At 54.3% G+C, this 26838-nt stretch carries 26 protein-coding genes; 12 read left to right on the forward strand and 14 right to left on the reverse strand.

Features of this window, described 5'->3' with window-relative positions:
* Positions 1 to 158: 158 nt before the first annotated feature.
* From HGO41_RS12765 to HGO41_RS12780, 4 genes are all read right to left on the reverse strand, one after another.
* A complete protein-coding gene (locus HGO41_RS12765; protein ID WP_217244123.1) occupies positions 159 to 662 on the reverse strand; it encodes a hypothetical protein in 504 nt (167 codons plus the stop codon).
* 39 nt (positions 663 to 701) lie between these two features.
* Complete coding sequence (gene bioD / locus HGO41_RS12770) at positions 702 to 1388, reverse strand: dethiobiotin synthase (RefSeq protein WP_119261607.1); 687 nt, start codon at positions 1386 to 1388, stop codon at positions 702 to 704.
* Positions 1389 to 1711: 323 nt separating this feature from the next.
* A complete protein-coding gene (gene mlc, locus HGO41_RS12775) occupies positions 1712 to 2935 on the reverse strand; it encodes a sugar metabolism global transcriptional regulator Mlc (protein WP_013575443.1) in 1224 nt (407 codons plus the stop codon).
* Positions 2936 to 3102: 167 nt separating this feature from the next.
* Positions 3103 to 4002 (reverse strand): LysR family transcriptional regulator, encoded by a 900-nt coding sequence (locus tag HGO41_RS12780; RefSeq protein WP_112198729.1) that lies wholly within the window; start codon positions 4000 to 4002, stop codon positions 3103 to 3105.
* Between the two features lie 140 nt (positions 4003 to 4142).
* On the opposite strand from HGO41_RS12780, the gene HGO41_RS12785 reads away from it, so the two are divergent.
* The gene (locus HGO41_RS12785; protein ID WP_013575441.1) at positions 4143 to 5435 is read left to right on the forward strand and encodes an MFS transporter; all 1293 of its coding nucleotides are present in this window, start codon (positions 4143 to 4145) and stop codon (positions 5433 to 5435) included.
* Positions 5436 to 5481: 46 nt separating this feature from the next.
* Here the strand turns inward: HGO41_RS12785 and HGO41_RS12790 are convergent, their stop codons facing one another.
* The 6 genes from HGO41_RS12790 to HGO41_RS12815 form a co-directional block, all read right to left on the reverse strand.
* Positions 5482 to 6576, reverse strand: coding sequence for an ABC transporter ATP-binding protein (locus tag HGO41_RS12790; RefSeq protein ID WP_013575440.1), 1095 nt, complete (start codon positions 6574 to 6576; stop codon positions 5482 to 5484).
* Positions 6577 to 6580: 4 nt separating this feature from the next.
* On the reverse strand, positions 6581 to 7423 hold the full coding sequence (locus tag HGO41_RS12795; RefSeq protein WP_013575439.1) for a carbohydrate ABC transporter permease: 843 nt from the start codon (positions 7421 to 7423) through the stop codon (positions 6581 to 6583).
* Between the two features lie 10 nt (positions 7424 to 7433).
* Positions 7434 to 8357: a carbohydrate ABC transporter permease gene (locus HGO41_RS12800; protein ID WP_013575438.1), complete on the reverse strand. Its 924-nt coding sequence runs from the start codon at positions 8355 to 8357 to the stop codon at positions 7434 to 7436.
* Between the two features lie 63 nt (positions 8358 to 8420).
* On the reverse strand, positions 8421 to 9701 hold the full coding sequence (locus tag HGO41_RS12805) for an ABC transporter substrate-binding protein (protein WP_013575437.1): 1281 nt from the start codon (positions 9699 to 9701) through the stop codon (positions 8421 to 8423).
* A gap of 60 nt (positions 9702 to 9761) precedes the next feature.
* Complete coding sequence (locus HGO41_RS12810) at positions 9762 to 10940, reverse strand: aminotransferase class I/II-fold pyridoxal phosphate-dependent enzyme (RefSeq protein WP_013575436.1); 1179 nt, start codon at positions 10938 to 10940, stop codon at positions 9762 to 9764.
* A complete protein-coding gene (locus HGO41_RS12815; RefSeq protein WP_013575435.1) occupies positions 10927 to 11640 on the reverse strand; it encodes a FadR/GntR family transcriptional regulator in 714 nt (237 codons plus the stop codon). Before HGO41_RS12815 ends, HGO41_RS12810 begins: the two co-directional genes overlap by 14 nt.
* Before the next feature lie 307 nt (positions 11641 to 11947).
* Here HGO41_RS12815 and HGO41_RS12820 point away from each other — a divergent pair, with 307 nt between their 5' ends.
* From HGO41_RS12820 to nth, 10 genes are all read left to right on the forward strand, one after another.
* A complete protein-coding gene (locus tag HGO41_RS12820) occupies positions 11948 to 13156 on the forward strand; it encodes an FAD-dependent oxidoreductase (protein ID WP_013575434.1) in 1209 nt (402 codons plus the stop codon).
* Between the two features lie 738 nt (positions 13157 to 13894).
* Positions 13895 to 15262, forward strand: a complete 1368-nt coding sequence (gene dcuC, locus HGO41_RS12825; protein WP_250981088.1) for an anaerobic C4-dicarboxylate transporter DcuC — start codon at positions 13895 to 13897, stop codon at positions 15260 to 15262.
* A 159-nt stretch (positions 15263 to 15421) separates the two neighbouring features.
* On the forward strand, positions 15422 to 15862 hold the full coding sequence (locus HGO41_RS12830; RefSeq protein WP_013575432.1) for a DUF2569 domain-containing protein: 441 nt from the start codon (positions 15422 to 15424) through the stop codon (positions 15860 to 15862).
* Between the two features lie 40 nt (positions 15863 to 15902).
* On the forward strand, positions 15903 to 16484 hold the full coding sequence (gene rsxA / locus HGO41_RS12835) for an electron transport complex subunit RsxA (protein ID WP_013575431.1): 582 nt from the start codon (positions 15903 to 15905) through the stop codon (positions 16482 to 16484).
* Positions 16484 to 17050, forward strand: a complete 567-nt coding sequence (rsxB, locus tag HGO41_RS12840; RefSeq protein ID WP_217244124.1) for an electron transport complex subunit RsxB — start codon at positions 16484 to 16486, stop codon at positions 17048 to 17050. Before rsxA ends, rsxB begins: the two co-directional genes overlap by 1 nt.
* Position 17051: 1 nt before the next feature.
* Positions 17052 to 19157 carry an electron transport complex subunit RsxC gene (gene rsxC, locus HGO41_RS12845; protein ID WP_250981089.1) on the forward strand — a complete coding sequence of 702 codons (2106 nt, stop codon included), beginning with the start codon at positions 17052 to 17054 and terminating at the stop codon, positions 19155 to 19157.
* Entirely contained in the window at positions 19158 to 20210 is a 1053-nt protein-coding gene (gene rsxD, locus HGO41_RS12850) for an electron transport complex subunit RsxD (protein ID WP_013575428.1), read from the forward strand. It begins immediately after the preceding gene.
* A 9-nt stretch (positions 20211 to 20219) separates the two neighbouring features.
* Positions 20220 to 20852 carry an electron transport complex subunit RsxG gene (rsxG, locus tag HGO41_RS12855; RefSeq protein WP_013575427.1) on the forward strand — a complete coding sequence of 211 codons (633 nt, stop codon included), beginning with the start codon at positions 20220 to 20222 and terminating at the stop codon, positions 20850 to 20852.
* On the forward strand, positions 20845 to 21543 hold the full coding sequence (locus HGO41_RS12860) for an electron transport complex subunit E (RefSeq protein WP_119261603.1): 699 nt from the start codon (positions 20845 to 20847) through the stop codon (positions 21541 to 21543). Before rsxG ends, HGO41_RS12860 begins: the two co-directional genes overlap by 8 nt.
* Positions 21536 to 22174 carry an endonuclease III gene (nth, locus tag HGO41_RS12865; RefSeq protein ID WP_013575425.1) on the forward strand — a complete coding sequence of 213 codons (639 nt, stop codon included), beginning with the start codon at positions 21536 to 21538 and terminating at the stop codon, positions 22172 to 22174. The genes HGO41_RS12860 and nth overlap by 8 nt, the downstream gene beginning before the upstream one ends.
* 621 nt (positions 22175 to 22795) lie before the next feature.
* Here the strand turns inward: nth and HGO41_RS12870 are convergent.
* From HGO41_RS12870 to HGO41_RS12885, 4 genes are all read right to left on the reverse strand, one after another.
* On the reverse strand, positions 22796 to 23293 hold the full coding sequence (locus HGO41_RS12870; protein ID WP_112152218.1) for a YjjA family protein: 498 nt from the start codon (positions 23291 to 23293) through the stop codon (positions 22796 to 22798).
* 89 nt (positions 23294 to 23382) lie between these two features.
* Entirely contained in the window at positions 23383 to 24312 is a 930-nt protein-coding gene (locus HGO41_RS12875; protein ID WP_013575423.1) for a LysR family transcriptional regulator, read from the reverse strand.
* A 48-nt stretch (positions 24313 to 24360) separates the two neighbouring features.
* On the reverse strand, positions 24361 to 25341 hold the full coding sequence (locus HGO41_RS12880; protein ID WP_013575422.1) for an alpha/beta hydrolase: 981 nt from the start codon (positions 25339 to 25341) through the stop codon (positions 24361 to 24363).
* Between the two features lie 105 nt (positions 25342 to 25446).
* Positions 25447 to 26322, reverse strand: coding sequence for a nickel/cobalt efflux protein RcnA (locus tag HGO41_RS12885; RefSeq protein ID WP_013575421.1), 876 nt, complete (start codon positions 26320 to 26322; stop codon positions 25447 to 25449).
* A 120-nt stretch (positions 26323 to 26442) separates the two neighbouring features.
* Here HGO41_RS12885 and rcnR point away from each other — a divergent pair, with 120 nt between their 5' ends.
* Positions 26443 to 26715 carry a Ni(II)/Co(II)-binding transcriptional repressor RcnR gene (gene rcnR / locus HGO41_RS12890; RefSeq protein ID WP_013575420.1) on the forward strand — a complete coding sequence of 91 codons (273 nt, stop codon included), beginning with the start codon at positions 26443 to 26445 and terminating at the stop codon, positions 26713 to 26715.
* Positions 26716 to 26838 lie beyond the last annotated feature (123 nt).

The following is a 26838-nucleotide window of genomic DNA, read 5'->3' on the forward strand; positions in this document are numbered from 1 at the left end:
TTCTTTAGCATTGTTTTGATGAGTGCACGCAGGCAGATACCAAATTATAGACAAAAAAGAGGCGCCGGGTTTGCACACAGCGCCTGTTAAGGACAGTTTAATTATGACAACATCAGTTATAAGTGTTGACTAAAAAAGATGATTTATTGAGAAAGCGATTATGCGTCCTCTGGCCTGAATAAATGGATGGGTAAAGTGAGGCGTACGGGGGCTAATAAGTTGGAAAAAGCCAATGACCGGGAGGGAGCAAAATGTCCACTACCATTAGTCCAGCGCGTCAGTCGCCCGGCACTAAATACGAGCTCACCAGCGAAATAAACTCCGCGTTCCCTTTCTATTATCACTCCCCCTTTTTTATGTTCACAGATACCCGTAAGAGAAGTATGTCCATGGACATTTTGATAATCTGCCTTGCCGCAAATAACAGCCCCCGGAGCATCATCCATGATAGCAAACACCCAGCCACCTCCATTTGGTACAAGGGTGCGTTGAGGATCCATTATATTAACAAGTTTATAATTTCCCGCCGCCTCACGGATAACTTCATAAACATATAACGGATTAGCGGGCTCCTGATCGACACATTTTGGGTCGACCACTTTCATCATTTTGCGTTTAAGCAACATGCTGTTCAATTTTGAATATTGCTGTTTTTCAGGCACTTAATTCCATCCATGATAAATTTTAAAAAACCGTCAGCCTCATACTTTAATCACCATTTCCAGGTTAAAGCTGGACAGGTCGATAAACTTCGCCATATCGCGGCTTTCCGCACGAGGTAAATACGGAATTTCACCGAGCAGCGGTGCGGAAATATTGGCGCTGAGCGCATCAATCGTTTCCTGGTAGTGAGCCAGACAGGGATTAATGCGGTTCGCCACCCAACCAAGCAGTGGTAAACCATCCGCAATAATCGCCTGCGCGGTTAATAACGCATGGCTGACACAACCTTCCTGAATACCTACCACTAATACTACCGGCATATTTTGCTGGCGGACCCAGTCCGAATATAAAAGATGCGGTGTGATCAATGTTCTCCAGCCGTCGCACCCTTCCACTACAACGGAGTCAGCCTCCTTACGCATGAAATTAAGACCGTTAGTCATTATTTCAAAAACATTTTCAGGGACCTGGCTGGCATAAATATCTTCATCAGCTAATGCCAGCGGAGTTATTTTATTAAAAGGATAAGAAATTGAAGATGACTGCTGGAGCGTTACCGCATCTTTATTTCGAACCCCGTCGGCCAGCTCCTGGCTGCCTGTTGCAATAGGTTTATAGCCTAAAACGCAGCGATCCTGCGCGGCTAAAGCCTGAAGCAAGGCACGTGTGACAATGGTTTTACCTACACGGGCATCCGTACCCGTGACGAAAAAGTGCGTTAACATGGAATTCAGGCTCCGGGATCTCTCCGTCTTATTGAAAGATAGTCTCCGGTAAGAACACACCGCCAGAGACAAAGTCACGACAGAAAGTCTAGGCGATGCGGGATGAGAGCGGTTTGCGTTAGCGCAATGTTTTGTTGACTGTCCATGCAGTTAATGCAGAGGGCTTATATTTTTTTATTTACGAACACAGGTTAATGATATATCCCAATTAATGGGAATTATGACAGGGCGGCAAGGAAGAAAGTCCCGATGCGCTGACGAAGATCAAGGATTCGGGCGAATAAATGCAGCCAATGCAGAAGTATCTTCAATTACGCAGGATATTAGCCTTGCAGTAATTTAATTAACAGGGATCCGCTATATAACGCATCTTTCACTAACGCCGCGCCGGGCATCGTTCCCTGATTATAGAATTGTGTCGATTCAAGTTTGATATTTTCGCTATAGGCGGGAAGCGATTGCTGCTGAATACAGGACATTATCGCGGGATGGAGAATATCCTGAGATAAATTCAGCGGTGAGCCGATCAGCACTTTCTCCGGATTAAACAGATTGACCATGATCGCCAGAATGCGTCCAACGCTTTGTCCGACGCTAATGATCACATCACGCGCAAGCTGATCGCCACGGTTTGCTGCATCACACACGGCCTCGATAGTCAGCGACACACCATGCAATAAGCTGGCCGGAACCGGGACCGTTAACCGCTGACGAACCAGATCAAGAATGCTGTCAGTGCTGGCGACAGTTTCAAGGCAACCGTGATTGCCGCAATAACAGCGCTTGCCGTAAGGATCGACCTGCGTATGGCCAATTTCCGCCACACTGCTGCTGCCCGCGTGCAACACGCGCCCGCCCGTGATCACCCCGGCTCCGACGTTGTGATCAATCACCACCTGTACCACATTTTTACAGCCCCGGGAGGCACCGTATAGCAACTCGGCCAGCGTCCAGGCACCGATATCGTGCTGCACATACACCGGCAAACCGGTGTGCTCAGACAGCGTGTCGCCCAGCGGCATATCAAACACGTCATGATAAAACGGCATGCGGTGCACAATGCCACGCCGTGCGTCGATCATGCCCGGTAAGGTAATGGCGATGGCGGTGAGACGTTCGAGTTTGCGCTGATGACGGATAAAAAACTGATCGATTTCCGAAATAATACGTTTAAGCAGAGGTTGCGACGCCTGTTCCGGCAGCGGGAGGACTTCTTCTACCACCAGTTTACTGCTGAGATCACGCAGACCCAGGGTAATGGAACCGAGACTGATACGTGCTGAAAGGTAATGCCAGGCCTGCGTATCGAGCGCTAAACCAATGGCCGGACGCCCGCGGCTACCGGGATCCTGAAATTCAGTTTCCAGCACCAGATGCGCCTGGATTAACTCACGAACTATCTTGGTGATACTGGCAGGAGCCAGTTGTGCTTTTTTTGACAATTCAATGCGCGAAATAGGACCAAACTGATCTATCAGGCGGTACACAGCACCGACATTGGTTTGTTTTATCTGATCTATATGTCCTGGTTGCCCGTCGGGGATCACTCAAGGAACTCCTGTTATTTTCGCGCTTCAAAATAAAGATTAGGGCTATGTTGGAGTTTTTGTTATATGTCGTCAACTATTTGATTCGTTATGTGATTTGGTGCACAAATTGCGCGAAAACACGCTCAGAATTGACTGGAAATACAGCATCTTCTGACTTCGCCTCCTTATTCTTCGTGTAACAACAAATCCATAAATGCCCGGGCTGCGGCAGTCGCAGGACGCCGTGCGTGATTCACCAGCCAAAGCTCTGTCGTGCCCTGCAGTGTGCCAAATCGCAAATACCTCACCCCTTCAACCTGAATACGCAGATAAGAAGCGGGCAAAATTGACACCCCGAGACCGGCCGCGACCAGGCCGATAATGGTCAGCGGTTCGCCGACTTCCTGAGTGATATACGGCGTGATCCCCTGCACCTTGAGCTGGCCGAGTATATCGTCGTAAAGCGACGTGCCGACATCTTTGGAGAAAAACACAAAAGGCTGATCGGCAAGGTGCTGAAAAGTCAGTTCACCCTCTTTAAGCGCATTCAGCGGATGGTCTTTGTGCACCACAGCAATCAGCGGCTCGGACAGCACAAGATGGTGTTCCAGCTCCTCCGGTAACTCGCCATTACGCATAATGCCCAGATCCAGTTTTCCCTCCAGTAACGGTTCGATCTGCTGCTTGCTGTTGAGCTGCTCAATGCGAATATTGACATCCGGATAGGTCAGACGAAAACGGTGCAAGGTGCGGGAAACACGACGTAAAAACGGTGCCGAAGAGGTCAGCCCGAGGGTCAGATTGCCAGACTCGCCGCGATGAATGCGTGCCGCCTGAGCGGACGCCTCACCGACACGCTGCAAAATCTGCCGGGCTTCCGGCAGAAACGCCTGTCCCGCCTGCGTCAGCCGCACGCTGCGGTTGTTGCGGTAAAACAGCGCGGCGCCGAGATGGGTTTCCAGCGCCTGAATTTGCTGGCTCAGCGGCGGCTGGGACATGTGCAGACGTTCCGCTGCCCGGCCAAAATGCAGTTCCTCGGCAACAGCGATGAAATAACGTAAATGACGCAGTTCGATGTGGTTCATGATGTGGATTAATTCACCAGATTGATACTTTAAACGTATCGTTTTTGACTGATTAATATATTAGACAATAAACCTCGCAGCGTTAAAATTCTTATACATTTTAAAATTAAGTTTTACAGCCCCCGTATTAAGGACTTCCAGTGAAAACCTCCCGGCGGATTTCCGCTGCACCAGCCAGTGATTCAGTTAACGACGACGAGTTAAATCCTGAAACCCCCGTCGCCCGCTCCGGACTTAAAACTCCTTTTATCAAACGTGGTACGCCGCAATTTATCCGCGTCACCCTTGCGCTGTTTTCAGCGGGTCTGGCGACGTTTGCCCTGCTGTATTGCGTCCAGCCAATCCTGCCGGTGTTGTCGCATGATTTCGGCGTTTCACCGGCCACCAGCAGCCTGTCGTTGTCGTTGTCCACCGGTTTAATGGCGATTGGCCTGCTGTTCACCGGGCCAGTTTCTGATGCCGTCGGGCGTAAATCAGTAATGGTGGTGGCGTTATTTCTCGCTGCGGGCTGCACGCTGGTCTGTTCCTTTATGCAAAGCTGGGATGGCATTCTCATCATGCGTGCGCTGATCGGCCTGTCGCTGAGCGGCGTGGCGGCAGTCGCCATGACTTATCTCAGTGAGGAAATCCACCCGAGCGTGGTCGCTTTCTCGATGGGCTTATACATCAGCGGAAATTCTATCGGCGGCATGAGCGGACGTTTAGTCAGCGGCGTGCTGACGGATTTCTTCTCCTGGCGTATCGCCGTTGCCGTCGTTGGTTTCTTCGCTTTCGCGGCGGCAATTATGTTCTGGCGCATTCTGCCGCCGTCAAAACATTTCCGGGCAAGCTCGCTGAAACCACGCAAGCTGCTGATTAACTTCAAGCTGCACTGGCGCGACAGCGGCTTGCCGCTACTTTTCGCCGAAGGTTTCCTGCTGATGGGGAGTTTCGTGACCATGTTTAACTACATCGGTTACCGTCTGCTTTCATCGCCCTACAATCTGAGCCAGGCGATTGTCGGCATTATCTCTGTGGTCTATCTGATGGGCACCTACAGCTCGCCGAAAGCCGGTGCGCTGACCGGTGTTTATGGCCGCGGCCCGGTGCTGATCGGCGCAACAGCGCTCATGCTGCTGGGGATTTTGATCACCGCCTTCTCGCCGGTCTGGCTGATTTTCATCGGTATGATCCTGGTTACCGGCGGGTTCTTCGCCGCCCACTCCGTCGCCAGCGGCTGGATCGGGCGTCGTGCACGCCGCGCAAAAGGACAGGCTTCCTCGTTATACCTTTTCAGTTATTACGCAGGGTCGAGCGTCGCCGGGACATCAGGCGGATTCTTCTGGCACTCATTTGGCTGGTACGGGATTACCGGGTTTATCAGTTTGATGCTGATTGCCGGTGTCGGTGTCGGCTTTAAGCTGATGAGCTTATCTGAGGCGAAAGCGGTTTAACTGGTTTGCTCCTCACCCTTCGCAGGGGGAGGAGCAAACCCAAAATCTACTCCCCTAATTTCCCCATCCGCCGCTGGCTATCCCCCTCAAACAACTGCATTCGTGCAGTATCAATCTGTACCCACACGCGATCCCCCGGCGCGGCACCCGATCTCACCATGCTGTAAACACTCAGGCTTTCACGGCCAAATTTACCGTGGATCAGTTCGCTCAGACCGGTCGGTTCAATCAGCGTGATGTCCAGCGGCACGGCGCCCGGCGCACCCTCTTCGCACAGCACAATGGCTTCAGGGCGGACGCCATAAATCACCTCTGAACCACTTTGCAGATTCATGATTGAAGGATCCACCGGCAACGTTAATTCCGGCGTAATCCGTAACTGCGGTGCAGAATCACCCAGTTCCAGTGTGCCGTTGATGAAATTCATTGAAGGCGACCCGATAAAGCTGGCAACGAATTTATTGGCCGGTGTGTCGTACAGTTCCAGCGGCGTGCCGACCTGCTGGATCAGGCCATGATTAAGCACCACGATACGGTCGGCGAGCGTCATGGCTTCGACCTGATCGTGCGTCACATAAACAATGGTGTTTTTCATTCTCTGATGCAGGCTTTTGATTTCAATCCTCATCTGCCCGCGTAACTGCGCATCCAGGTTGGAAAGCGGTTCATCGAACAAAAACACCTGCGGTTCGCGCACGATCGCCCTGCCCATTGCCACCCGCTGACGCTGCCCGCCGGAAAGCTCTTTCGGGCGGCGATGCAGCAGCGCAGTCAGCCCGAGGATATCGGCAGCTTTATTTACCGCAGCCTCAATCTCCGCTTTCGGGCGTTTTTGCACTTCGAGGCTGAATCCCATGTTGCGCGCCACGGTCATGTGCGGATACAACGCATAACTCTGGAATACCATTGAAATGTCACGGTCTTTCGGCGCTACCTGATTCATCAGACGCGAACCAATATGAATGTCCCCCGCCGTCGCCAGTTCCAGCCCGGCGATGGTGCGCAGCAGGGTCGATTTACCGCAACCGGACGGCCCGACCAGCACCACAAACTCGCCGTCTTTAATGGTCAGGTTGATATGTCGCAACACTTCGACATTTTCGTAACGTTTTTGAAGATCGGAAATCGTAATCTGAGCCATAAAATTATCCTTTAACCGCACCCGCAGTCAGCCCCTGAACCAGGTAACGCTGAATGAACGCAAAGAACAGACAGGCAGGAATGAGCGCCAGCACGGCCGCCGCCATCATGTCGCCCCATGAAACCGCGAATTTCGACACAAAACTGAGTAAGCCAACCGGGAACGTCATCACCTCGTTTTTGTTGATGAGCATCAGCGAGAACAACAATTCGCTCCACGCGGCGGTAAACACGAAACCTAACGTTGCCGCCATGCCCGGTAACGTCAGCGGGATGATGACTTTGCGCAGCGCCATAAAGCGGCTGCACCCTTCCAGCATCGCGGACTCTTCCAGATCCTTCGGAATGCTGTCGAAAAACGACTGCATCAGGAACGTGGCAAAAGGGACGTTAAAGGCGGTGTAAATCAGCACCAGCCCCAGCAGGCTGTTGGTCAGGCCGAGCGGTGCCATTACTTTGTAAATTGGCGCGAGGATCATCACCAGCGGAAACATCTGCGTAAACAGCAGCAGCGCAGCCATCACCGTTTTGCCGCGAAAACTGAAACGGGAAAACGCAAAGCCGGCGCCGGCAGCAATGATCGTGGTCAGAAATGCCGTGCCGAATGACACAATCAGACTGTTGAAGAAATACAGTGGAAACTGGCTTTCCGTAAACACCCGCTGAAAATGTGTCAGCGTCATCTCACCCGGCCACATCCGCACGCCTTCGCTGTAGAGCAGTTTGTCCGGTGTGATTGAGATTTTGATCAGCCAGTAAATCGGGAACAGCGCGAACACCAGGTAAAACAAAATCCCCAGCCGGTGTCCGCCCTTGCGCAGCCACGCGTTGAATGACAATGCGTTCATATGAGCCTCCTTATTTCAGCAACTGATGGCGGATGCGCAGCAAAACCAGCGCGTAAAGCGTCATCAGCACCAGCAGGAACACTGCCATCGCCGACGCATAACCAAAGTCGAGTTTGCGGTACGCAGTGGTGAAGATGAAACTCGACAGAATCGAGGTGGAATTCGCCGGGCCGCCGTCAGTCATCACCACAATCAGGTCGGCGAAATTCGCAATCCAGATGGTGCGCAGCATCACCGTGATGGCAATCATCGGTGCCAGAAACGGCAGTGTAACTTTGCGAAACTGCTGCCAGCCGGTCGCCCCGTCCATGGCCGCCGCTTCGTACAAATCTTTCGGAATCGACTGCAACGCCGCCAGCAACGTTATGGCGAAAAACGGAATGCCGAACCAGACGTTGGCCACCACCGGGCCGTACAGCGCCAGTTGCGGATCAGACAGAATATTGTACGGCTCGGAAATGATATGCAGATCAGCCAGCCAGTAAGGCAGTACGCCAATCACCGGATTGAGCAACCACGCCCAGGTCAGGCCGGAGAGAAACGCCGGAACCGCCCACGGCAGAAACACCAGCGCCTGCACCCAGCGGCGGCCGGGAAACTCACGGTTGAGCAATAAGGCTAACCCCAGCCCCAGCGCGAACTGCAACACCAGTGAAGTCAGTGTCCAGTTGAAGGTATGGCGCAGCGCAGCATAGAAATGCCGGTCATCAAACATGGTGCGGAAGTTATCCAGCCCGACCCAGCCGGTATCGAAAGGGTTAAGCAACTGGATGTTCTGAAAAGCATAGGAAATGCCGATGGCCATCGGAACAAAGATAAACAGGCCGATCAGCACCAGCGTCGGGCTGAGATAAACCCAGGGTTCCAGCAGCGCCCGCAAACGCGGGAAGCGCGGCACGGCAGCGGTGTCTGGCGGTGAAACTTCCAACATCATGACGCGTCTCCGTTGAGAAGAATATCGAACTCCGGCAGCAGATTCGCGCCGGAGTTATCCGGTTTACTTTTGCGCAGCCAGCCAGGCTTTCTGTTCTTTGGTCAGGTATTTCGCCCAGTCTTTCACCATGCTTTCGGTGTCGTTCTGGCCGAGCAGCGTTTCCTGCGAACTGTCTTTCACAATCACCGAGTTGAAATAGCCCCAGCCTTTGAGGTGCGTTGGCATAGTCAGCGGGATGTAATCCGGGCTGTTCAGCTCGGCAAACCAGCCTGCAAACTGCGGCGCGTGGTAATACGCATCCTGCTCTGCGCCCTTATAAATCGGTAAGGTGCCGACAAATTTCGACCAGGTGAGGTTGTTTTCTTTGTTACTGAGGAAGGAAATCAGATCCCAGCTTTGATCCTGATGTTTGCCCTGTTTGAACATCGACCAGCCGGTATAACCGATGGTCGGATAGGCTTTGCCGTTCGGCCCGAGCGGCATTGGCGCGACCGAGAAATCGTCAGGATTCATGCTGTTTTTGATGGCGATCAGCGCGTCCGGATCCTGATCGAGCATTGCGCATTTACCGGAATAGAATCCGGAGACGATTTCGTTAAAGCCCCAGTTGACGCTGTCTTTTGGCGCATAACCCTTCTGGTACATATCCACCAGGAATTGCGCACCTTTAATCGCACCAGGTTTGGTCAGCGTGCTGTTGCCCTCTTTGTCGAAGAAGTCCGGCGAGCCGTTCATCGCCGCCATAAACATCATCCAGGCATTCGTACCGCCGACGCCGCCGCGCATGCAATAACCGCTGATGCCGTTACCCAGCGCGCTGATTTTCTTCGCATCCGCCATAAACTCGTCCATGGTTTTCGGCGCCTCGGTCAGACCCGCCTGCTGGAAGAGTTTTTTGTTCCAGAACATCGCCCGCAGATAAAAACCGTACGGGATCATGGTGGCGGTGCCGCCGGAAGAACGCGCCATGGTCAGCGTTTTGTCAGTCAGATCCGGCGTGCCCGACCAGCCTTTCAGCCGCGGTTCGAGGTCAGCCAGCATGCCGTTACTGGCATACAGCCCTTGCCAGGTGTCCGGCATTTCCACCACATCCGGGTATTGTCCGCTCTGGATCATGGTGCCAAGCTTTTCAAACGCCTGTCCCCACGGCAGCGACACCACGTCGATCTCGACATCAGGGTGCTGCGTTTTGTAAGCGGTTAACATTTTTTGCAGCATTTCAGTACGCGCCGGGCTGGTGATCACTTCCACCAGCGTCAGTTTGGTGGCGGCAAAACTGGCGCAGGAAAACAGGCTGACGCTGAGCGCCAGCAGGCTGAGCACATGACGTTTCGGGTGTCGCATAATCTTGATTCTCCACGGTGAAAAAAGTCGGAACACAGGAACGGTCTTTCAACAAAGGCCTCAGGAACAGGCGCTTTCGATGGCGTTTTTCAGGTCACGCCATAAATCTTCGGTCTCTTCCAGCCCGATAGAAATGCGGATCACGCGGGGCGACACACCGAAATCTATTGCCGAGTTGAATTCGCCCGCCTGATTCAGCACAGAAATGGCTGGCATCACCAGACTTTCGAAACCGCCCCAACTGACCCCCATACGGAACAGATTCAGCGCGTTACAGAACGTCGGAATATCGATGCCTTCGCTCAGCTCAAAGGAGAACAGACCGCTGTAGCCGGTCAGCGTGGAAGTCGGCAACGGGTCAAGTCCCGGATGATTCACCTGCGTGATGCGCGAATAGCCCTGCAACCGGCGCGCCAGTTCCAGCGCACTTTCGTGATGCTGGCGCATACGCAGCGGCAGCGTGCGCAGGCCGCGCAGCAGCAGCCAGGCTTCATTGGCAGAAAGTTTGCCGCCTAAAAACGGGCTGATATAACGACTGATGGCGCTGATGCGTTCCTGGCTGGAAATCACCAGCCCGGCGACCACGTCGCTGTGCCCGCTGATGTATTTCGACGCGGAATGAATGACCAGATCGATGCCCGCAGCCAGTGGCTTCTGGAAAATCGGCGACGCCCAGCTATTGTCGATCATCGTTATTACGCCGTATTTTTTCGCCAGTTCCGCGATGGCCCGCAGATTTTGTTCGCCCATCACCCAACTGTTCGGGCTTTCGAGATACAGCAGTTTCGCGCCCTGCATCGCCTCTTCCAGCGCGGGCAGTGAACCGCCATCGACAAACTGTGATTCAATCTGAAAACGGGTGCAGAAACCGCGCAGGAAACGGTAGGTGTCCGGGTAGACGTGATTCACGCACACCACTTTATCGCCGGGACCGGCCACGCTGAGAATGGCGTTACTGATCGCCGCCATGCCGCTGCCGAACGCCAGACAAGCTTCGCCGCCTTCCAGTTGCGCCACTTTTTTCTGCAATTCGACGACGGTCGGGTTATCAACGCGGGAATACAAAGCATGGTCGCTGTCGCCGCGGAAACGGGCAATCATGCTGTCATAATCAGTGAAACTGAATAACGAAGACTGATAGATGGGCGGCGAAATCGCTCCGCGATCGTGGCGGGCGTCGTGCACTAAACGGGTGTTTTCCCCTAACTCAACAGGCTGGCTCTTATCATCTTGCTGCATTGATCACTTCCTTCATGTCACGTTCAGTTATGTTCAGAATGTCGTTGCTTAGCCTGCGCGCGTTTTCCGGTTCACGGCGCGCAATGGCTTCAAATAACATGCGATGCAGCGGAAAAGAGTCGCTGAACAGCGCCTGCTCAGGCGGCGATTCAAAAAAGGCATGCAGCAGGTCATAAATGCCGCCGACCATTTGCAGCAGCAGCGGATTGTGCGCCGCGCTGTAGATTGCCGCGTGAAACTGCCAGTCTTCTGCCCCGGCGGAACCGACGCTCAGATGGACTTTTTCCATCACATCCAGCTTCTGTTCGATAAACAGCAAATCGCTTTCCGTCGCACGTACCGCCGCCAGCGCGGAAGCCTCGCATTCAATGATCCGGCGCACTTCCAGTGCATGAAGCATGGTGGCTGAGTCATTCTTAAAGCGCAGGGACAGAAAGCTGTCGTTAGCGGTAATTTCAGACTGCAAAAACGTGCCGCTGCCTTTTTTGCGCACGATAATCCCCAGCGCTTCCCAGCGTTTCAGCGCCTCGCGTACGGTGTTACGGCTCACCGCCAGCCCTTCGGCCAGCACGCGCTCAGGCGGCAATTTCTCGCCGATACGGGTGCCGGACTGCGCCACATAGCGGGTCAGTGCATCGAGCACCAGCGTGTCGCTTTGTTGTGGCGCAATCGGATGCAATAAATTTATGTCGCCGTTCATTGGCTTCTCCGCACTTTGGCTTGTGCAAACATCGGCCATAATTGGCCCAACAACTCAACCTATGGACCACTTTGCAATTTGTCTGCCAGTTTTAAAAACAACCGTTAAGCGAATGATTTACAGACACAATGAGTAAATTTAATCCCAAACGGGAAAGCAGCGACAAGATCGCGGTGGTGCAAAAACATGGAGTTTTGTTACGACGCTGTGCAGGAAATGTTCTGTGATGTAGCACGGGATGAATTGACGCCCACGTGTGCAAATGATAATTGTTATCATGTAAATTCATCCCGTCAGGCAGGTTGGAATGACACCGAACACTGAATCCTCCGCAGCAGCGTCCTGCTGCATCGTCGGCGGTGGCCCCGCAGGATTAATGCTGGGATACCTTCTGGCGCGAAAGGGAATTGACGTCACCGTGCTGGAAAAGCACAGCGACTTTTTACGCGATTTTCGCGGCGATACCATTCATCCGTCTACACTGGACATCATCTGGCAACTGGGTTTTCTCGACGAGTTCCTCGCCCTGCCGCATCAGCGCGCTGAAAAGCTTTATGGCGAGATCAACGGCCAGGAAACCACGCTGGCGGATTTCAGTCATCTGCCGACGCAGTGCAAATTTATCGCTTTTATGCCGCAGTGGGATTTTCTCAACTTCATCGCCAGCAAGGCTGCGCAACTGCCCAATTTCCGGCTGATTCATAACGCGCAGGTCCTGTCATTGCTGGAGGATAAATGCCAGGTATCCGGCGTTCTTGCTGAAGTGAATGGCGAAACGCAGCATTTTGATGCGGATCTGGTCGTCGGTTGCGACGGGCGTAATTCCATCGTGCGCGAACAGGCCGGGATGGAAATCCGCCGTTATGGCGCGCCACGTGACGTGTTATGGCTGAAAATCCCCAAACGCCCGGATGATCCTCTGTGGTCGATGGGGCATCGCGGGCCAAAGAAAAACTTCATCATGATCGACCGGGGTGATTACTGGCAGTGTGGGTATTCAATCCCGAAAGACAGCCTGGATGCGCTCAAAGCACAGGGCATCGCGCCTTTTCTCGACCTGCTGGCGGAAGTGTCGCCGTTTGAGCGCCAGCGCTTAGCCGACGATATTCTCAGCTGGGAAAACGTACGCTTGCTGGTGATCCGCATCGACCGTCTCAAAGAATGGGCTAAACCGGGTCTGTTGTGCATCGGCGATGCGGCACATGCTATGTCACCGATTGGCGGCGTCGGCGTGAATCTGGCGATTCAGGATGCGGTGGCGACAGCGAATATCATCACTGAACCGCTGAAGGCCGGACGTCTGACGCTGCGACACTTAAAACGTATCCAGCGCCGCCGCGCGTTCCCGACGTGGGCGACGCAGGCATTACAGATCATGATCAGTAAAGCAGGACAGAAACAAAGAAAGCGTGCCCCTTCACGGCTGGAAGCGTGGCTGCGCGGGCGGAAATTTATACCTTTCCTGTTTGGACGCCTCATCGGCGTGGGATTTTATCGGGAAATCCCGAAGCTTTGATTTTGGGTTTGCCATCCGAACTGGCCTTAAGGTCTAGGTCTAGGTCTAGGTCAACACCTTGGGTTGCCACCCAAACTGGCCTTAAGAGGCGCCTATCGCCGCGCCTCTTAAGAATCTCCGGCTCTTTTACTGCGCGCTCCGCTCGCTGGCTATGTTTCAGGTATCACCGCGACAGGCTGGAAATCTTGCCGCTTTGCGGTGCCTTCACTCGGTCCTGGAGCCTTTGGTCTCCAGGCCGCTCCGTTCAGCAAGCTTTCTGAATCGCCCCTGACTTTTTTAAAAGACAAAATCACAATGTGTGAGGTTGTGAAGTATAAGCCTAAGGCCGGTTCCAAAATTCCGCCGGAGGAGAGGTGGAAAACCGCGCGTCTTTTTGCGCGGGTTGTAACCCGAACGAAGGGAACCGCGCAGCGGCGGGGTTTTGCGGCTATCACTACGGCTGATGAAACATAGCCAGCGAGCGGAGCGCGCAGTGAAAGAGCCCGGGGGGTCTTGGGGGGTGGCGGCGACAGGCCGCCCCCCAAGTCGGTGTGGGCCGACGCCCACGGTTTTGAACTTGAACTTGAACTTGAAGTTTGTTTTAAACACCCCTCCTGATGTCCGTTAAGCATCACAAATTTAAATATTCCCCGCTTTTTCATCACCCATAATTGATAAGCGTCATAACGCCCGGTGAACTATTTCGGCAAAGTGCCCGCCTTTCACTTGGATCCAAATTTAATCTCGGGGAATACAATAATGCTGGAATTACTGATCGGGCTGGTAGTCGCCGTCTTTGTCGGCCGCTATATCATTAAAGGCTATTCACCCACCGGCGTTCTGATGGTCGGCGGCTTATTATTGCTGATTATCAGCGCCATCATGGGTCACAGCATCCTGCCGGAAGGCACCAAAAGTACCGGCTGGAATGCGACAGATATCGTTGAGTACGTCAAAATTCTGCTGATGAGCCGCGGTGGCGATCTGGGGATGATGATCATGATGCTGTGCGGTTTCGCAGCCTACATGACCCATATTGGTGCCAACGATGTGGTCGTCAAACTGGCGTCGCGCCCGTTACAGATGATCAATTCACCGTACATTCTGATGGTTGCGGCGTATATTCTGGCGTGTCTGATGTCCCTGGCCGTGTCTTCGGCGACCGGTCTGGGCGTGTTACTGATGGCAACGTTGTTCCCGATTATGGTTAACGTCGGCATCAGCCGGGGCGCGGCGGCGGCGATTTGTGCGTCTCCTGCGGCGATCATTCTTTCCCCTACCTCAGGTGATGTGGTGCTGGCGGCGCAGGCGGCGAATATGCCGCTGGTGGATTTTGCCTTTAAAGTCACCCTGCCGATTTCGATTGCTGCCATCGCGGCGATGGCGGTCGCGCACTTCTTCTGGCAACGCTATCTGGATAAACGCGAGACCTCCGTGCTGGCGGATGCTGTCGATTCCAATGCTGACGATGTCATTGAAACCAATGCTCCGGCTTTCTACGCTATTTTGCCTTTCACGCCGATTATCGGTGTGCTGATTTTTGACGGTAAATGGGGACCCAATCTGCATATCATCACCATTCTGGTGATTTGTATGTTGCTGACCGCCCTGATTGAAACCGTGCGTAACCGTAACGGCAAAGCGGTATTCGCCGGACTGGACGTGGCTTATCGCGGCATGGCGGATGCATTCGCCAACGTGGTGATGCTGCTGGTCGCGGCGGGCGTGTTTGCTCAGGGGCTGAGCACCGTCGGGTTCATCAGCAGCCTGATAGGACTGGCGCAAAACTTTGGCTCCGGCAGCATCGTCATGATGCTGGTGCTGGTAGTCATCACCGTGCTCGCCGCCATGACCACCGGCTCCGGTAATGCTTCGTTTTACGCCTTCGTCGAACTTATCCCAAAACTGGCCGCGAAAATGGGCATCAACCCGGAATATCTGGTCATCCCGATGTTGCAGGCATCCAACCTGGGTCGCACTATTTCCCCTGTTTCGGGCGTCATAGTGGCCGTGGCCGGTATGGCAAAAATATCGCCTTTCGAAGTCGTCAAACGCACGTCCGTTCCCGTGCTGGTTGGCCTGATTGTGGTAATTGTCGCCACCGAAATTCTGGTGCCGGTGCATTAAAGCCTTTCTATTTAAATCCCCTTCCTGAGCGAAGGGGATCATTGATCACATAAATACGATAACGAGAATGCCTCTCACAGGTTAAGCTACTGCGCCTTGAAGGTCGGGGAAGTTTCCCTGTGCTGATTTGATAGCAAAACCAGCGTGAGAAAAGCTTTTATGTTGAATAATCCGGGTTATAAACGTATTGGCGGGTGGCTACTGGCCCCGATGGCGTATCTGATTGTGACGCTGCTGAGCGTGGTATTAATGCTGTTTCTGTTTTCAATGGCGTTATTTATGCCGGAATCGCGCGAATATCTCATCACCAACTCCCAGGCATTTACCCTGCAATGGTATTTCTCGGTGGTGACCACGTTAGCGATGGGGTTATTTACCGTCGCGGTATTGCTGCAATTCTGTAAGCGCGCCAGCGTGTTACCCAAAATGTATATTATCTGGTTATTGTGCACAGTACTTCTGGCGGTAAAAGCCTTTGCATTCTCACCGGTTACCGATGATTTGGCCGTGCGTAACTTATTGTTACCTTTATTGGCCGCCGCCGTCTTTGTGCCTTATTTCAAGCGCTCACTGCGGGTAAAAGAAACCTTCACGGAATAACCCTGAGGTTTTTAATGTTTATTATGTCCGGGCAATTGTCATGACCTCTTATTTATTACTTTTTGTCGGCACTGTGCTGGTAAATAACTTCGTACTGGTTAAGTTTCTTGGCCTGTGCCCGTTTATGGGCGTTTCCAAAAAACTGGAATCCGCTATCGGTATGGGTCTCGCCACCACATTTGTGATCACCCTGTCGAATATCTGCTCGTGGATCGTCAACACTTTCGTTCTGATGCCGCTGGGGCTGGTCTATCTGCGCACTATGGCCTTTATTCTGGTGATCGCGGTTGTTGTGCAGTTCACCGAAATGGTGGTGCGCAAAACCAGCCCGTCTCTGTACCGCCTGCTGGGCATCTTCCTGCCGCTTATCACCACCAACTGCGCTGTGCTCGGCGTGGCGCTGCTGAACATCAACCAGCAATTCAACTTTATGCAATCTGCGCTGTACGGTTTCGCCGCGTCACTGGGCTTCTCGCTGGTGATGGTGCTGTTTGCCGCTATCCGTGAACGTCTGGTGGTGGCTGACGTCCCGGCACCGTTCAAAGGTTCTTCGATTGCGCTGGTCACGGCTGGCCTGATGTCATTAGCCTTTATGGGCTTCACAGGTCTGGTGAAATTCTAATGTTTGAATTATGGGTAGCGATTGGCGCGCTGACCGCTCTGGCGCTGGTTTTTGGCCTGCTGCTGGGTTACGCCTCGCGCCGTTTTGCCGTGGAAGGCAACCCGGTTGCCGATCAGATTGACGATATCCTGCCGCAAAGCCAGTGTGCGCAATGTGGCTATCCCGGCTGCAAGCCTTACGCCGAAGCGGTCGCCAATGGTGACAACATCAATAAATGCGTGCCGGGCGGCGAAGCCGTCATGCTCAAGCTGGCGACCTTGCTTAACGTTGAGCCGCAGCCGATGGGTGAAGACGCTGCGGCTGCTGTCCCGGTGCGTAAAGTCGCCTATATCGACGAGAGCAATTGCATCGGCTGCACCAAGTGTATTCAGGCCTGTCCGGTGGATGCCATCGTGGGTGCCACCCGCGCCGTACACACCGTGATTACTGATTTATGTACCGGCTGTGACCTGTGCGTCGCGCCGTGCCCGACGGACTGCATCGAAATGCTGCCAGTAAAAACCACCACCGCAAACTGGAAGTGGGATTTGAAATCCATTCCGGTTCAGGTCATCCATGCGGAGTAACATGTTTAATCTGTTTGCGGCGCTCAAAAAAGACAAAGTCTGGGACTTCGACGGCGGTATTCATCCGCCGGAAATGAAGACTCAGTCGAGCCACGTTCCGCTGCGCAACGTGCCGCTGCCTGAGCGCTTTATCATCCCCCTTCAGCAACACCTTGGCCCTGAAGGCGAGCTGTGTGTGAAAGCCGGCGACCCTGTGTTAAAAGGTCAGCCGCTGACCACTGGCCGTGGCCGTACCGTGCCGGTTCACGCGCCGACGTCGGGCGTGATCACGGCCATCGAACCGCACATCACCGCGCACCCTTCCGGTCTGAAAGAACTCTGTGTGCTGATTGAAGCCGACGGCCTTGATACCTGGTGCGAACGCGAATTCATTGCCGATTACCGCCAGCTTTCTGCTGATGAACTGAATCAGCGCATCAGTCAGGCCGGTATTGCCGGGCTGGGTGGCGCAGGCTTCCCGACCGCCAGCAAATTAGCCGGTGGCCTGACATCGACCCGCACACTGATCCTCAACGCGGCCGAATGTGAGCCTTACATCACTGCCGATGACCGGCTGATGCAGGAACATGCCATGGAAATTCTCCAGGGCACGCGCATCCTCTGCCACATGTTGCATCCTGAACGGGTGCTGATCGGCATCGAAGACAACAAACCTGAAGCGATTGCCGCGCTTAAAGCCGCGATCAGCGCTGAAATCTCCGACGGAGTGCGTTTCGAACTGCGGGTCATTCCGACCAAATACCCGTCCGGCGGTGCCAAACAGCTGACCAAAATCCTGACCGGCCTCGAAGTGCCGAAAGGCCATCACTCGTCGTCCATCGGCGTACTGATGCAAAACGTCGGCACCGTGTTTGCCATTAAACGCGCAATCATTGACGGCGAACCGTTGATCGAACGCGTGGTCACGCTGACCGGCGAAGCGATGGCAAAACCGGGTAACGTCTGGGCGCGTCTGGGCACGCCGATTGAACACCTGATGCAGGAAGGCCAGTTACAACCGCAGGGCGATAAAAAGATGGTGATTATGGGCGGCCCGCTGATGGGCTTCACCCTGCCATCGCTCAATGTGCCTGTGGTCAAAATTTCCAACTGTCTGCTCGCGCCGTCTGACGCCGAACTGGGTCAGCCGGAGCCGGAAGAAGCCTGTATCCGTTGCAGCCTGTGCGCGGAATCCTGTCCGGCCGGTTTACTGCCTCAGCAACTTTACTGGTTCAGTAAAGGTGAAGAACACGAAAAAGCGCGCAAGCATAATCTGTTCGACTGCATCGAATGCGGCGCCTGTGCCTATGTCTGTCCGAGCAATATTCCGCTGGTGCAATATTACCGTCAGGAAAAGGCCGAAATCCGCGCCATCGATGCAGAGACTGCCCGGGCCACCGAAGCCAAAGCCCGTTTCGAAGCCAAACAGGCGCGTATGGAACGTGAGAAATTAGCACGTGAAGAGAAACATCAGAAAGCGGCAGTGAAGCTGGACGACGTCGCAGCAGAAGAAGCTCCTGTCGCTGAAAAGGCCACGGAACAACAGGCCGAAGCCGATCCGCGCAAAGCGGCGCTGGCCGCTGCCATTGCCCGTGCGAAAGCGAAGAAAGCCGCCGCTGAGCAGGAAATTCCGGTGGCTTCTGAGCCGGTGCCTGAAACGCCGCCATCTGCAGAAGACGATCGTAAGGCCGCCGTGGCAGCCGCTATTGCCCGCGTGAAAGCGAAGAAAGCCGGTAATAACGGCGTTGTCGTGGAAGCCAAAGAAAGCGAACTGAACGTTGCACCACAGCCCTCCGCTGACGACGATCGCAAAGCTGCTGTCGCCGCCGCCATTGCCCGCGTGAAAGCCAAAAAGGCTGCCGCTGCGCAACCTGCGGGCACTGAAGAAAACGTGACAGCGTCACCTGCAGAACCTTCCGCAGACGACAAACGCAAGGCGGCGGTGGCGGCTGCCATCGCGCGTGCCAAAGCCAAAAAAGCCGCTGCGCTGAGTGAAGCGCAGGACGCTGAACCGGAAGAAAAAGAAACATCACAACAAGAAAGCGATCCACGCAAAGCCGCTGTAGCGGCTGCGATCGCCCGAGTTAAGGCCCGTAAAGCCGCTCAGACAATGTCGAACGAGGAATAGATGGCCTTCAGGATTGCAAGTTCACCTTTTACGCATAATCGCCAGAACACCAGTACCATCATGATGATGGTGATTCTGGCGTGTATTCCCGGCCTGCTCGCTCAGGTCTGGTTCTTCGGTTACGGCACGCTGATTCAGCTGACGCTGGCTATCGTCATTGCCCTGCTGGCAGAAGGCGCGGTGTTACAGTTGCGCAAACTGCCAGTGAAAAAACGCCTGGGCGATAACAGTGCCCTGCTGACAGCCGTTTTGCTGGGTATCAGCCTGCCGCCGCTGGGCCCGTGGTGGATGGTGGTGCTCGGCACGATTTTCGCCATCATCATCGCCAAACAACTTTACGGGGGTCTTGGTCAGAATCCGTTTAACCCGGCCATGGTAGGTTATGTGGTGCTGCTGATTTCTTTCCCGGTTCAGATGACAACCTGGCTGCCGCCGGATGTTTTACAGCATCATCACGTCGGATTCACCGACACGCTGCTGACCATTTTCACCGGCCATAACAGTCAGGATCTGACCGCGTATCAGTTGAACATGAACGTGGATGGCGTGACGCAGGCGACACCACTGGATGCATTTAAAACCGGTTTGCGCTCCGGCCATACCGCCGATCAGATCCTCGGGACGCCGCTGTTCAGCGGCACACTGGCCGGTCTCGGCTGGCAGTGGATTAACCTCGGATTCCTGGCCGGTGGCCTGTTCCTGATGTGGCGCAAAATCATCAGCTGGCATATTCCGGCCGCCATGTTAGGCATGCTGGTCATTTGCGCGGGTATCGCGTGGGGTCTGGCACCGGAAAACTATCCTTCACCGCTGATCGGACTGTTCTCCGGCGCGACGATGCTGGGCGCGTTCTTTATTGCCACGGATCCGGTGACGGCATCCACCACCCCGAAAGGCCGCCTGATTTTCGGGGGACTGATTGGTTTACTGGTGTGGCTGATCCGCAGTTACGGCGGTTATCCGGATGGTGTCGCTTTTGCCGTTTTACTGGCCAATATCACCGTGCCACTGATTGATCACTACACACAACCACGCGTTTACGGGCATCGCTGAGGAAGAATTATGTTAGCTACAATGCGACGCCACGGCCTGATTCTGGCTTTCTTTGGCGCACTGATGACCGGTATGACGGCGCTGGTCAACCTGATGACCAAGCCGACCATTGAACATCAGGCGCTGTTACAGCAAAAAACGCTGTTTGATCAGGTGATCCCGGCCAGCGTGTACGACAACGATATGCAAAACGAATGTTACAACGTCACTGATGAGTCACTTGGCAGCATGGCGCCGCACCGTCTGTATCTGGCGCGCAAAAATGGTCAGCCGGTGGCTGCCGTGGTTGAAACCACCGCGCCTGACGGCTATTCCGGTGCGATCCAGTTGCTGGTGGCGGCTGATTTTCATGGCAAAGTTTACGGTTCCCGCGTGCTGGAACAGCACGAAACGCCGGGGCTGGGTGACAAAATTGAAGTGCGCATTTCCGACTGGATCAAACATTTCGCCAATCAGACCGTCAATGGTGCAAGCGATGAGCGCTGGGCGGTGAAGAAAGACGGCGGTATGTTTGATCAGTTTACCGGTGCGACCATTACACCGCGCGCCGTCGTCCGCTCGGTAAAACGTACGGCGCTGTTTATCGGGACGGTACCGTCTCAGCTTTCCCACCTCACCCCTTGTGGAGCCCGTGATGAGTGAAGCCAAAAAGATAATCGTTCAGGGTCTGTGGACCAATAACTCCTCGCTGGTGCAGTTGCTGGGGCTTTGTCCGCTGCTGGCCGTGACGTCGACTGCCACCAATGCTCTCGGTTTAGGGCTGGCGACCACGCTGGTGCTGACCTGTACCAACGCCATGATTTCCGCATTCCGTAAGTGGATCCCGGATGAAATCCGCATCCCGATTTACGTGCTGATTATCGCCTCGGTGGTCAGTACCGTGCAGATGCTGATCAACGCCTACGCGTTCGGTCTGTATCAGGCGCTGGGGATTTTTATTCCGCTGATTGTGACCAACTGCATTGTGGTCGGACGTGCCGAAGCCTGCGCCGCCAGCAGCCCTGTGCATCTGGCTGCCCTCGACGGTGCGATGACAGGTCTCGGGGCAACCTGCGCAATGTTTGTGCTGGGTTCAATGCGTGAAATTCTCGGCAGCGGCGTGCTGTTCAATGGCGCTGATTTGTTGCTCGGCAGTTGGGCGAAAGTGCTGCGCGTCGAAGTGCTGCATCTGGATAACCCGTTCCTGCTGGCGATGTTACCGCCGGGCGCATTTATCGGCCTCGGGCTGCTGCTGGCCGGCAAATATCTGATTGATCAGCGTATGAAAGCACGGCAAGCGGCACAGCACGTTGTGGCGGAAGAAAGTCTGCCAAAGGGAAGCGTTCATGAATAAGGAAAAACGCACCGAAATTCTCAGCCGTTTGCGCGATAACAATCCGCATCCCACTACCGAACTGGTGTACACCACGCCGTTCGAACTGCTGATTTCGGTATTACTTTCTGCGCAGGCTACCGATGTCAGCGTGAACAAGGCGACAGCAAAGCTGTATCCGGTCGCCAACACGCCGGAATCGGTTCTGGCGCTTGGCGTGGACGGCGTAAAGGAATACATCAAAACCATTGGCCTGTTTAATGCCAAAGCGGAGAACGTGATTAAAACCTGCCGTATTTTGCTGGAAAAACACCATGGTGAAGTGCCGGAAGACCGCGCCGCGCTTGAAGCGCTGCCTGGCGTTGGCCGCAAAACCGCCAACGTAGTGCTCAATACCGCCTTCGGCTGGCCGACCATTGCCGTGGATACGCATATTTTCCGCGTCTGTAACCGCACGAAGTTCGCGCCGGGTAAAACCGTGGATGACGTCGAAGAGAAATTGCTGAAAGTGGTTCCGGCCGAGTTCAAGCTCGACTGCCACCACTGGCTGATCCTGCATGGCCGCTATACCTGCATTGCACGTAAGCCGCGGTGCGGGTCATGTTTGATCGAAGATTTGTGCGAGAGTAAAGAGAAGGTTTATGCGGAGTGAAAGGGGATTCCCTTTGGATCCCTTTAAATGGCTTTAAATGGCTTTAAAAGCTTTAAATAGAATTGAGTAAATTTCGGTTTCTCAATAACGGTTATCACACGGCCTTTCGTGCCGAAACCGACCAGAGGGGAAAGGCTTTTCCCCTCTGAACTCCCCTCGCTTTTTCAAACATGTGATCCGCGCGCTGGCTATGTTTCAGCAACCGCAGCGACAGGCTGGAAATCTTGCCGCTGCGCGGTTCCTTCGTTTCGGGATTGCAGCCTATGGTCTGCAACCTCTCATTCAGCAAGCTTTCTGAATCGCCCGCAGGATCTTAAATTCAAAAAACAAAATTACTCTGTTTTAGAGAGTTCAATGGCGTGCTCAAAATCCAGCTGAACGGAGCGGCTTCGAGACCTGTGGCTCGAAGACCGAGAGAAGGTAGTGCCCAGCACCTGGATTTGCGCCACTCATCAATACAGCAGAACATGTCCCTTGCGCCAGCGGAGCGCGCAGTGAAAAAGCGCGGAGTCCAGAGGCCCGCGCGTTACCGGGTCTCTGGTCGGTGTGGGCCGATGCCCACGGTGTTGACCTTGAATTTGAATTTGAAGTTAAAAGCCGCCATTGCAGCGGCCTCTGCAATCAAATAAACGATTTCGCCTGCTTCAGCACCACATCACAGGCTTTGGTTTTCACTTTCTCTTTCACCTGCGTCAGCCCGCTCCCCAGATTATTCAGATCCACACTTTGATCTTTACCGGTTTTCAGCAAACCACCCAGACCCTGCTGATAATCCTGGCTTTCAGCACCCGCTGCCGTCTGGATGCCCAGCTTGCTCAGCAACTGATCTTTCACATTCTCAGTGCTGGCTTTGGAAAGTACGTTGTTCTTCACGCAGTACTGCAACACACCTGCGACGTTGTTCGCGCTGGTCGACGTCAGGGCACTGTCGCCGCCACTGAGCAGCGAGGTCAGCGAAGACGTGGTGCCGGCAGAACCGGTTTTGCTGCTGGTGCCATTCAGTCCTTCGTTGGCGGCCTGCTGCAGTTGTCCCAGAAGATTATTCGAGGCCTGTGCACCTGCTGAAAGCAAAATACCCGCAGAGGCCAACGCCAGAACAACGGCTTTCAATGTTTTCATGTCTTACTCCATCCATTTCACATAAGTATTGCGGCAAAGCTTGGGCTGAAAGTTTCATTACATCAATAGGAATACCGGACAGAACGTCTTTATTGCGCCACATTTGACGACTTGTTAAGCGCCTGCTGCGCCAGCCAAAGCCCGGCGGCGGTGAAGAAATGCTGCGCCAGCGGCGTTGCCCTGCCCGCTTCGGCGACGACCAGCGCGGCATGACGACTCATCGGCGTGATATCCAGCGGGCAACGTTTCAGTGCAGGATGCATTTCATCAATCAGATGTCCACGCGGCACCAGCGCACAGCCAATTCCGACAAACACGCCCTGCATCAGCTGGAAAATAGACGTGCTTTCCAGCCGCGGATGCAGCTCAAGTCCGGCCTGGCGGAAGAAATTATCCAGATACCGGCGGAAATAGCGGCTCGGTTCAGACAGACACAACGGCAGCGCGGCAACCTGTTCGGCGGTTATCCGTTCAATGCCCTGTAACTGCGGAAAATGATCCGGGTGATACACCACGTCAACACCGCCGTCATCGAGCGGCACCAATTGGAAGCGCAGCTCATTGAGCGTCGAGAACTCAAAGAAACCGATACCGACATCCACCGAATGGCTGCTCAGCGCTTCAATCAACTGATCAGCACTGACTTCTGCCACGCGGTAATCCAGCCCCGGATGCGCTTCGCTGACCGCCTTAATCAGTTGCGCCAGCGACACGCTGCATTGCGGCATCACGCCGATACGCAATGTCCCGCTCATGCCCTGTTTCAGCGATTCGACTTCCAGTTTCAGGCCTTCATAGACAGCCACGATTTCCCGCGCCCAGCTCAGCACCCGCAGACCTTCTGCGGTAAAACCTTCGAAGTTATTACCGCGATTGATCAGATTCAGGTCGAGCTCTTTTTCGAGGTTTTTGAGACGCATCGACAGCGTCGGCTGGCTGACAAAGCTGGCTTCCGCCGCCCTGCCAAAATGCCGTTCGCGTTCGAGGTTACAGAGATAGATAAGTTGTTTGATATCCAATTTATTTTCTAATTCAGCCGGTTGTTATGCCTTATCGATTGCTGCTGATTATAAGCCAAAGTCATGATAATGACGCAGCGGATTAAAACCGGCTAAGGCATCCTGACGTTGTTTGCGGGCGCGACGGGCCAGCGCATAGGCCGGATCGCCGTTGAAACCGTGGAATCCGCCCGGATAGATGCTGAATTCCACCGGCACGCCAGCGCGGATTAACCGGCGGGCATAGTCGATGTTTTCATCGAGGAACAAATCAATTGAGCCGACGCCAATCCAGGCCGGTGGTAATCCGCTCAGATCCTCTGCGCGGGCAGCCGCAGCGTAGCAGGAAATATCCGGCAAACCGGCTTCGTGACCGAGGTAGGCGTGCCAGCCGAAACGGTTGTCCTCGCGCGTCCAGGAGAATTCGCCGGTCACCGGATTCGGGTTGGGATCGGTCACAGTGCGGTCGTCGAGCATCGGATACATCAGGTTTTGAAACGCCAGTGTCGGACCGCCCCGGTCGCGGGTCAGCAGCGCCAGAGAGGCCGCCAGCCCGGCACCGGCGCTGTCACCCATCACACCGATATGTGCAGGGTCAATACCCAACGCCTCTGCCTGTGCGGTCATCCAGATCAGCGCGGCATAACAATCTTCCAGCGGGCCGGGGAATGGCGTTTCCGGCGCGAGACGGTAATCCACCGATACAATGACGCAGTCGTGCTGTGCCGTCGTCGGGCGGGTCAGCGGCATCGACTGTTCAGGGCTGCCCAGCACATAACCGCCACCGTGAATATGCAGAATACCCATCCGGCCTTTCCGTTCATGCTGCGGCGAAATCACCACGACACGCACCGCTGGCGCATTTTCGCCACCTGAAATGTGATGCTGACTAACCGTTACCGGCAACCCGTCATCCTGTAACAGACTTTCCAGCGCCGCCGTCTGACGTTGCTCGCGCATGGCAGGCAGAACGGAGGCTGTAAGCACACGTTCTGGCATCAGATCCAGTAACGGGCGCAGTTCGGGGTCAACAAGGTGGGCAGTTTTCATGGCGGGATCCATTTATCCGTTTATCATCCCGTCATTTATAACGCCTTGAGCCGGTTTTAAAAAGTCTGAATTGTTATTGCTTATGACTGATTACGTTAAGATTTTTTAGGAGGTTAAGCCCATAACCCCGTGAATGCCCATATAAATCCCCACCAGCGCGATCAGCACACTGGAAAAATAAGGCGCCCGGCGCGCCAGCGTGTTTAAACCGCTCCAGCGTTTAGCCGCCTGGCGGACACTGACGGCAGCCGCCACGCCTACAGTTACCAGCGTCAGCGCCAGTCCGATGCTGAAACACACCACCATCGTCGCTCCCAGCGCCAGTTGTTTAAGCTGGATGCAGATCAGCAGCACGGTAATGGCGGCCGGGCACGGGATCAGCCCGCCGGTCAGACCGAAAAATAAAATCTGCCCGTTAGTCACTTCCGTGCTGGCAAAACGTCGCTCAATATCGCTGGCGTGCGCCAGTTCATGGGCGTCCTGATATTCCTGCGGCGACAGGCTGATACGCTTCATGCCGCGCAGGTTATTAAGTCCCCGGGGCTGAACGTGACGCTGAACATTCGCATGCGTGCGGGAATGTCCGTGATGATGGTCATGATCAGCATGATGCCCGTGCGCGTGCTCCTTCTTCCAGAGTTGTTCACCACGAAATGTACGCCAGAACATCCATGCCGCCGTGCCCAGGATGATGACCGCAGACACCAGTTGCAACCACGGCTCGACAGCCTCTGCGGTGAACCGGTTGCTGAGATACATGCCGCCAAACGCGATGATCCAGACAATCGCAGTATGCGAAACCGTGGCCGCCAGCCCCAGTAAAATAGCCTGCCGGACAGTGCCTTTAATCGCAATGATAAAGGCGGCCATCATGGTTTTCGAATGGCCGGGCTCAAGCCCGTGCAAAATCCCCAGCAATATGGCGCTGGGTATAAAGATCCACGCATTTCCCTGCTGTAAAAGGGTAGAAAAGTCATTCATGTTAATGATTCCCGATAAGGTAGGCGCTGGGATTCTACTCCCCCCCAGTATTAAATACACCCCCCCAGTATCCACAAAATGATATGATCGCGCCGTCATTGGTGTCACGGAGGAAGTGAGATGTCCCATACCATTCGCGATAAACAGAAGCTGAAAGCCCGTACCAGCAAAATTCAGGGTCAGGTGGCGGCGTTAAATAAAATGCTGGATGAGCCCCATGAATGCGCGGCTGTTCTGCAACAAATTGCCGCGATCCGCGGCGCGGTGAATGGCCTGATGCGGGAAGTGATTAAAGGCCATCTGACTGAGCATATTGTTCATGAAGAAGATGTTGTGAAACGTGAGGCCGATCTGGACGTCGTACTGAGCGTGCTGAATTCTTACGTGAAATAACCTCCTGTGCCGCAGGTCTGATCACGCCAAAAGGGGCCGAAGCCCCTAATGCCGATCGTTTAAGGATCAGTTGACCGATCCGGTGGCTCGTGTAAAAAGGGTTCATGCTCATCATGGACCCTT

This window comes from Rahnella sp. CG8 (assembly GCF_023701875.1).
Lineage (GTDB): Bacteria > Pseudomonadota > Gammaproteobacteria > Enterobacterales > Enterobacteriaceae > Rahnella > Rahnella aceris.

Excerpts from the sequence above, each read along its gene's own strand:
- rsxC (WP_250981089.1), top strand. The coding sequence starts at position 17,052 with ATGTTTAATCTGTTTGCGGCGCTCAAAAAAGACAAAGTCTGGGACTTC.
- HGO41_RS12815 (WP_013575435.1), bottom strand. The coding sequence starts at position 11,640 with ATGAACGGCGACATAAATTTATTGCATCCGATTGCGCCACAACAAAGC.
- HGO41_RS12780 (WP_112198729.1), bottom strand. The coding sequence starts at position 4,002 with ATGAACCACATCGAACTGCGTCATTTACGTTATTTCATCGCTGTTGCC.
- nth (WP_013575425.1), top strand. The coding sequence starts at position 21,536 with ATGAATAAGGAAAAACGCACCGAAATTCTCAGCCGTTTGCGCGATAAC.
- dcuC (WP_250981088.1), top strand. The coding sequence starts at position 13,895 with ATGCTGGAATTACTGATCGGGCTGGTAGTCGCCGTCTTTGTCGGCCGC.
- rsxB (WP_217244124.1), top strand. The coding sequence starts at position 16,484 with ATGTTTGAATTATGGGTAGCGATTGGCGCGCTGACCGCTCTGGCGCTG.
- rsxG (WP_013575427.1), top strand. The coding sequence starts at position 20,220 with ATGTTAGCTACAATGCGACGCCACGGCCTGATTCTGGCTTTCTTTGGC.
- HGO41_RS12830 (WP_013575432.1), top strand. The coding sequence starts at position 15,422 with ATGTTGAATAATCCGGGTTATAAACGTATTGGCGGGTGGCTACTGGCC.
- HGO41_RS12870 (WP_112152218.1), bottom strand. The coding sequence starts at position 23,293 with ATGAAAACATTGAAAGCCGTTGTTCTGGCGTTGGCCTCTGCGGGTATT.
- rsxA (WP_013575431.1), top strand. The coding sequence starts at position 15,903 with ATGACCTCTTATTTATTACTTTTTGTCGGCACTGTGCTGGTAAATAAC.
- bioD (WP_119261607.1), bottom strand. The coding sequence starts at position 1,388 with ATGTTAACGCACTTTTTCGTCACGGGTACGGATGCCCGTGTAGGTAAA.
- HGO41_RS12800 (WP_013575438.1), bottom strand. The coding sequence starts at position 8,357 with ATGATGTTGGAAGTTTCACCGCCAGACACCGCTGCCGTGCCGCGCTTC.
- HGO41_RS12810 (WP_013575436.1), bottom strand. The coding sequence starts at position 10,940 with ATGCAGCAAGATGATAAGAGCCAGCCTGTTGAGTTAGGGGAAAACACC.
- HGO41_RS12795 (WP_013575439.1), bottom strand. The coding sequence starts at position 7,423 with ATGAACGCATTGTCATTCAACGCGTGGCTGCGCAAGGGCGGACACCGG.
- HGO41_RS12805 (WP_013575437.1), bottom strand. The coding sequence starts at position 9,701 with ATGCGACACCCGAAACGTCATGTGCTCAGCCTGCTGGCGCTCAGCGTC.
- HGO41_RS12820 (WP_013575434.1), top strand. The coding sequence starts at position 11,948 with ATGACACCGAACACTGAATCCTCCGCAGCAGCGTCCTGCTGCATCGTC.
- rsxD (WP_013575428.1), top strand. The coding sequence starts at position 19,158 with ATGGCCTTCAGGATTGCAAGTTCACCTTTTACGCATAATCGCCAGAAC.
- rcnR (WP_013575420.1), top strand. The coding sequence starts at position 26,443 with ATGTCCCATACCATTCGCGATAAACAGAAGCTGAAAGCCCGTACCAGC.
- HGO41_RS12860 (WP_119261603.1), top strand. The coding sequence starts at position 20,845 with ATGAGTGAAGCCAAAAAGATAATCGTTCAGGGTCTGTGGACCAATAAC.
- HGO41_RS12880 (WP_013575422.1), bottom strand. The coding sequence starts at position 25,341 with ATGAAAACTGCCCACCTTGTTGACCCCGAACTGCGCCCGTTACTGGAT.
- HGO41_RS12790 (WP_013575440.1), bottom strand. The coding sequence starts at position 6,576 with ATGGCTCAGATTACGATTTCCGATCTTCAAAAACGTTACGAAAATGTC.
- HGO41_RS12885 (WP_013575421.1), bottom strand. The coding sequence starts at position 26,322 with ATGAATGACTTTTCTACCCTTTTACAGCAGGGAAATGCGTGGATCTTT.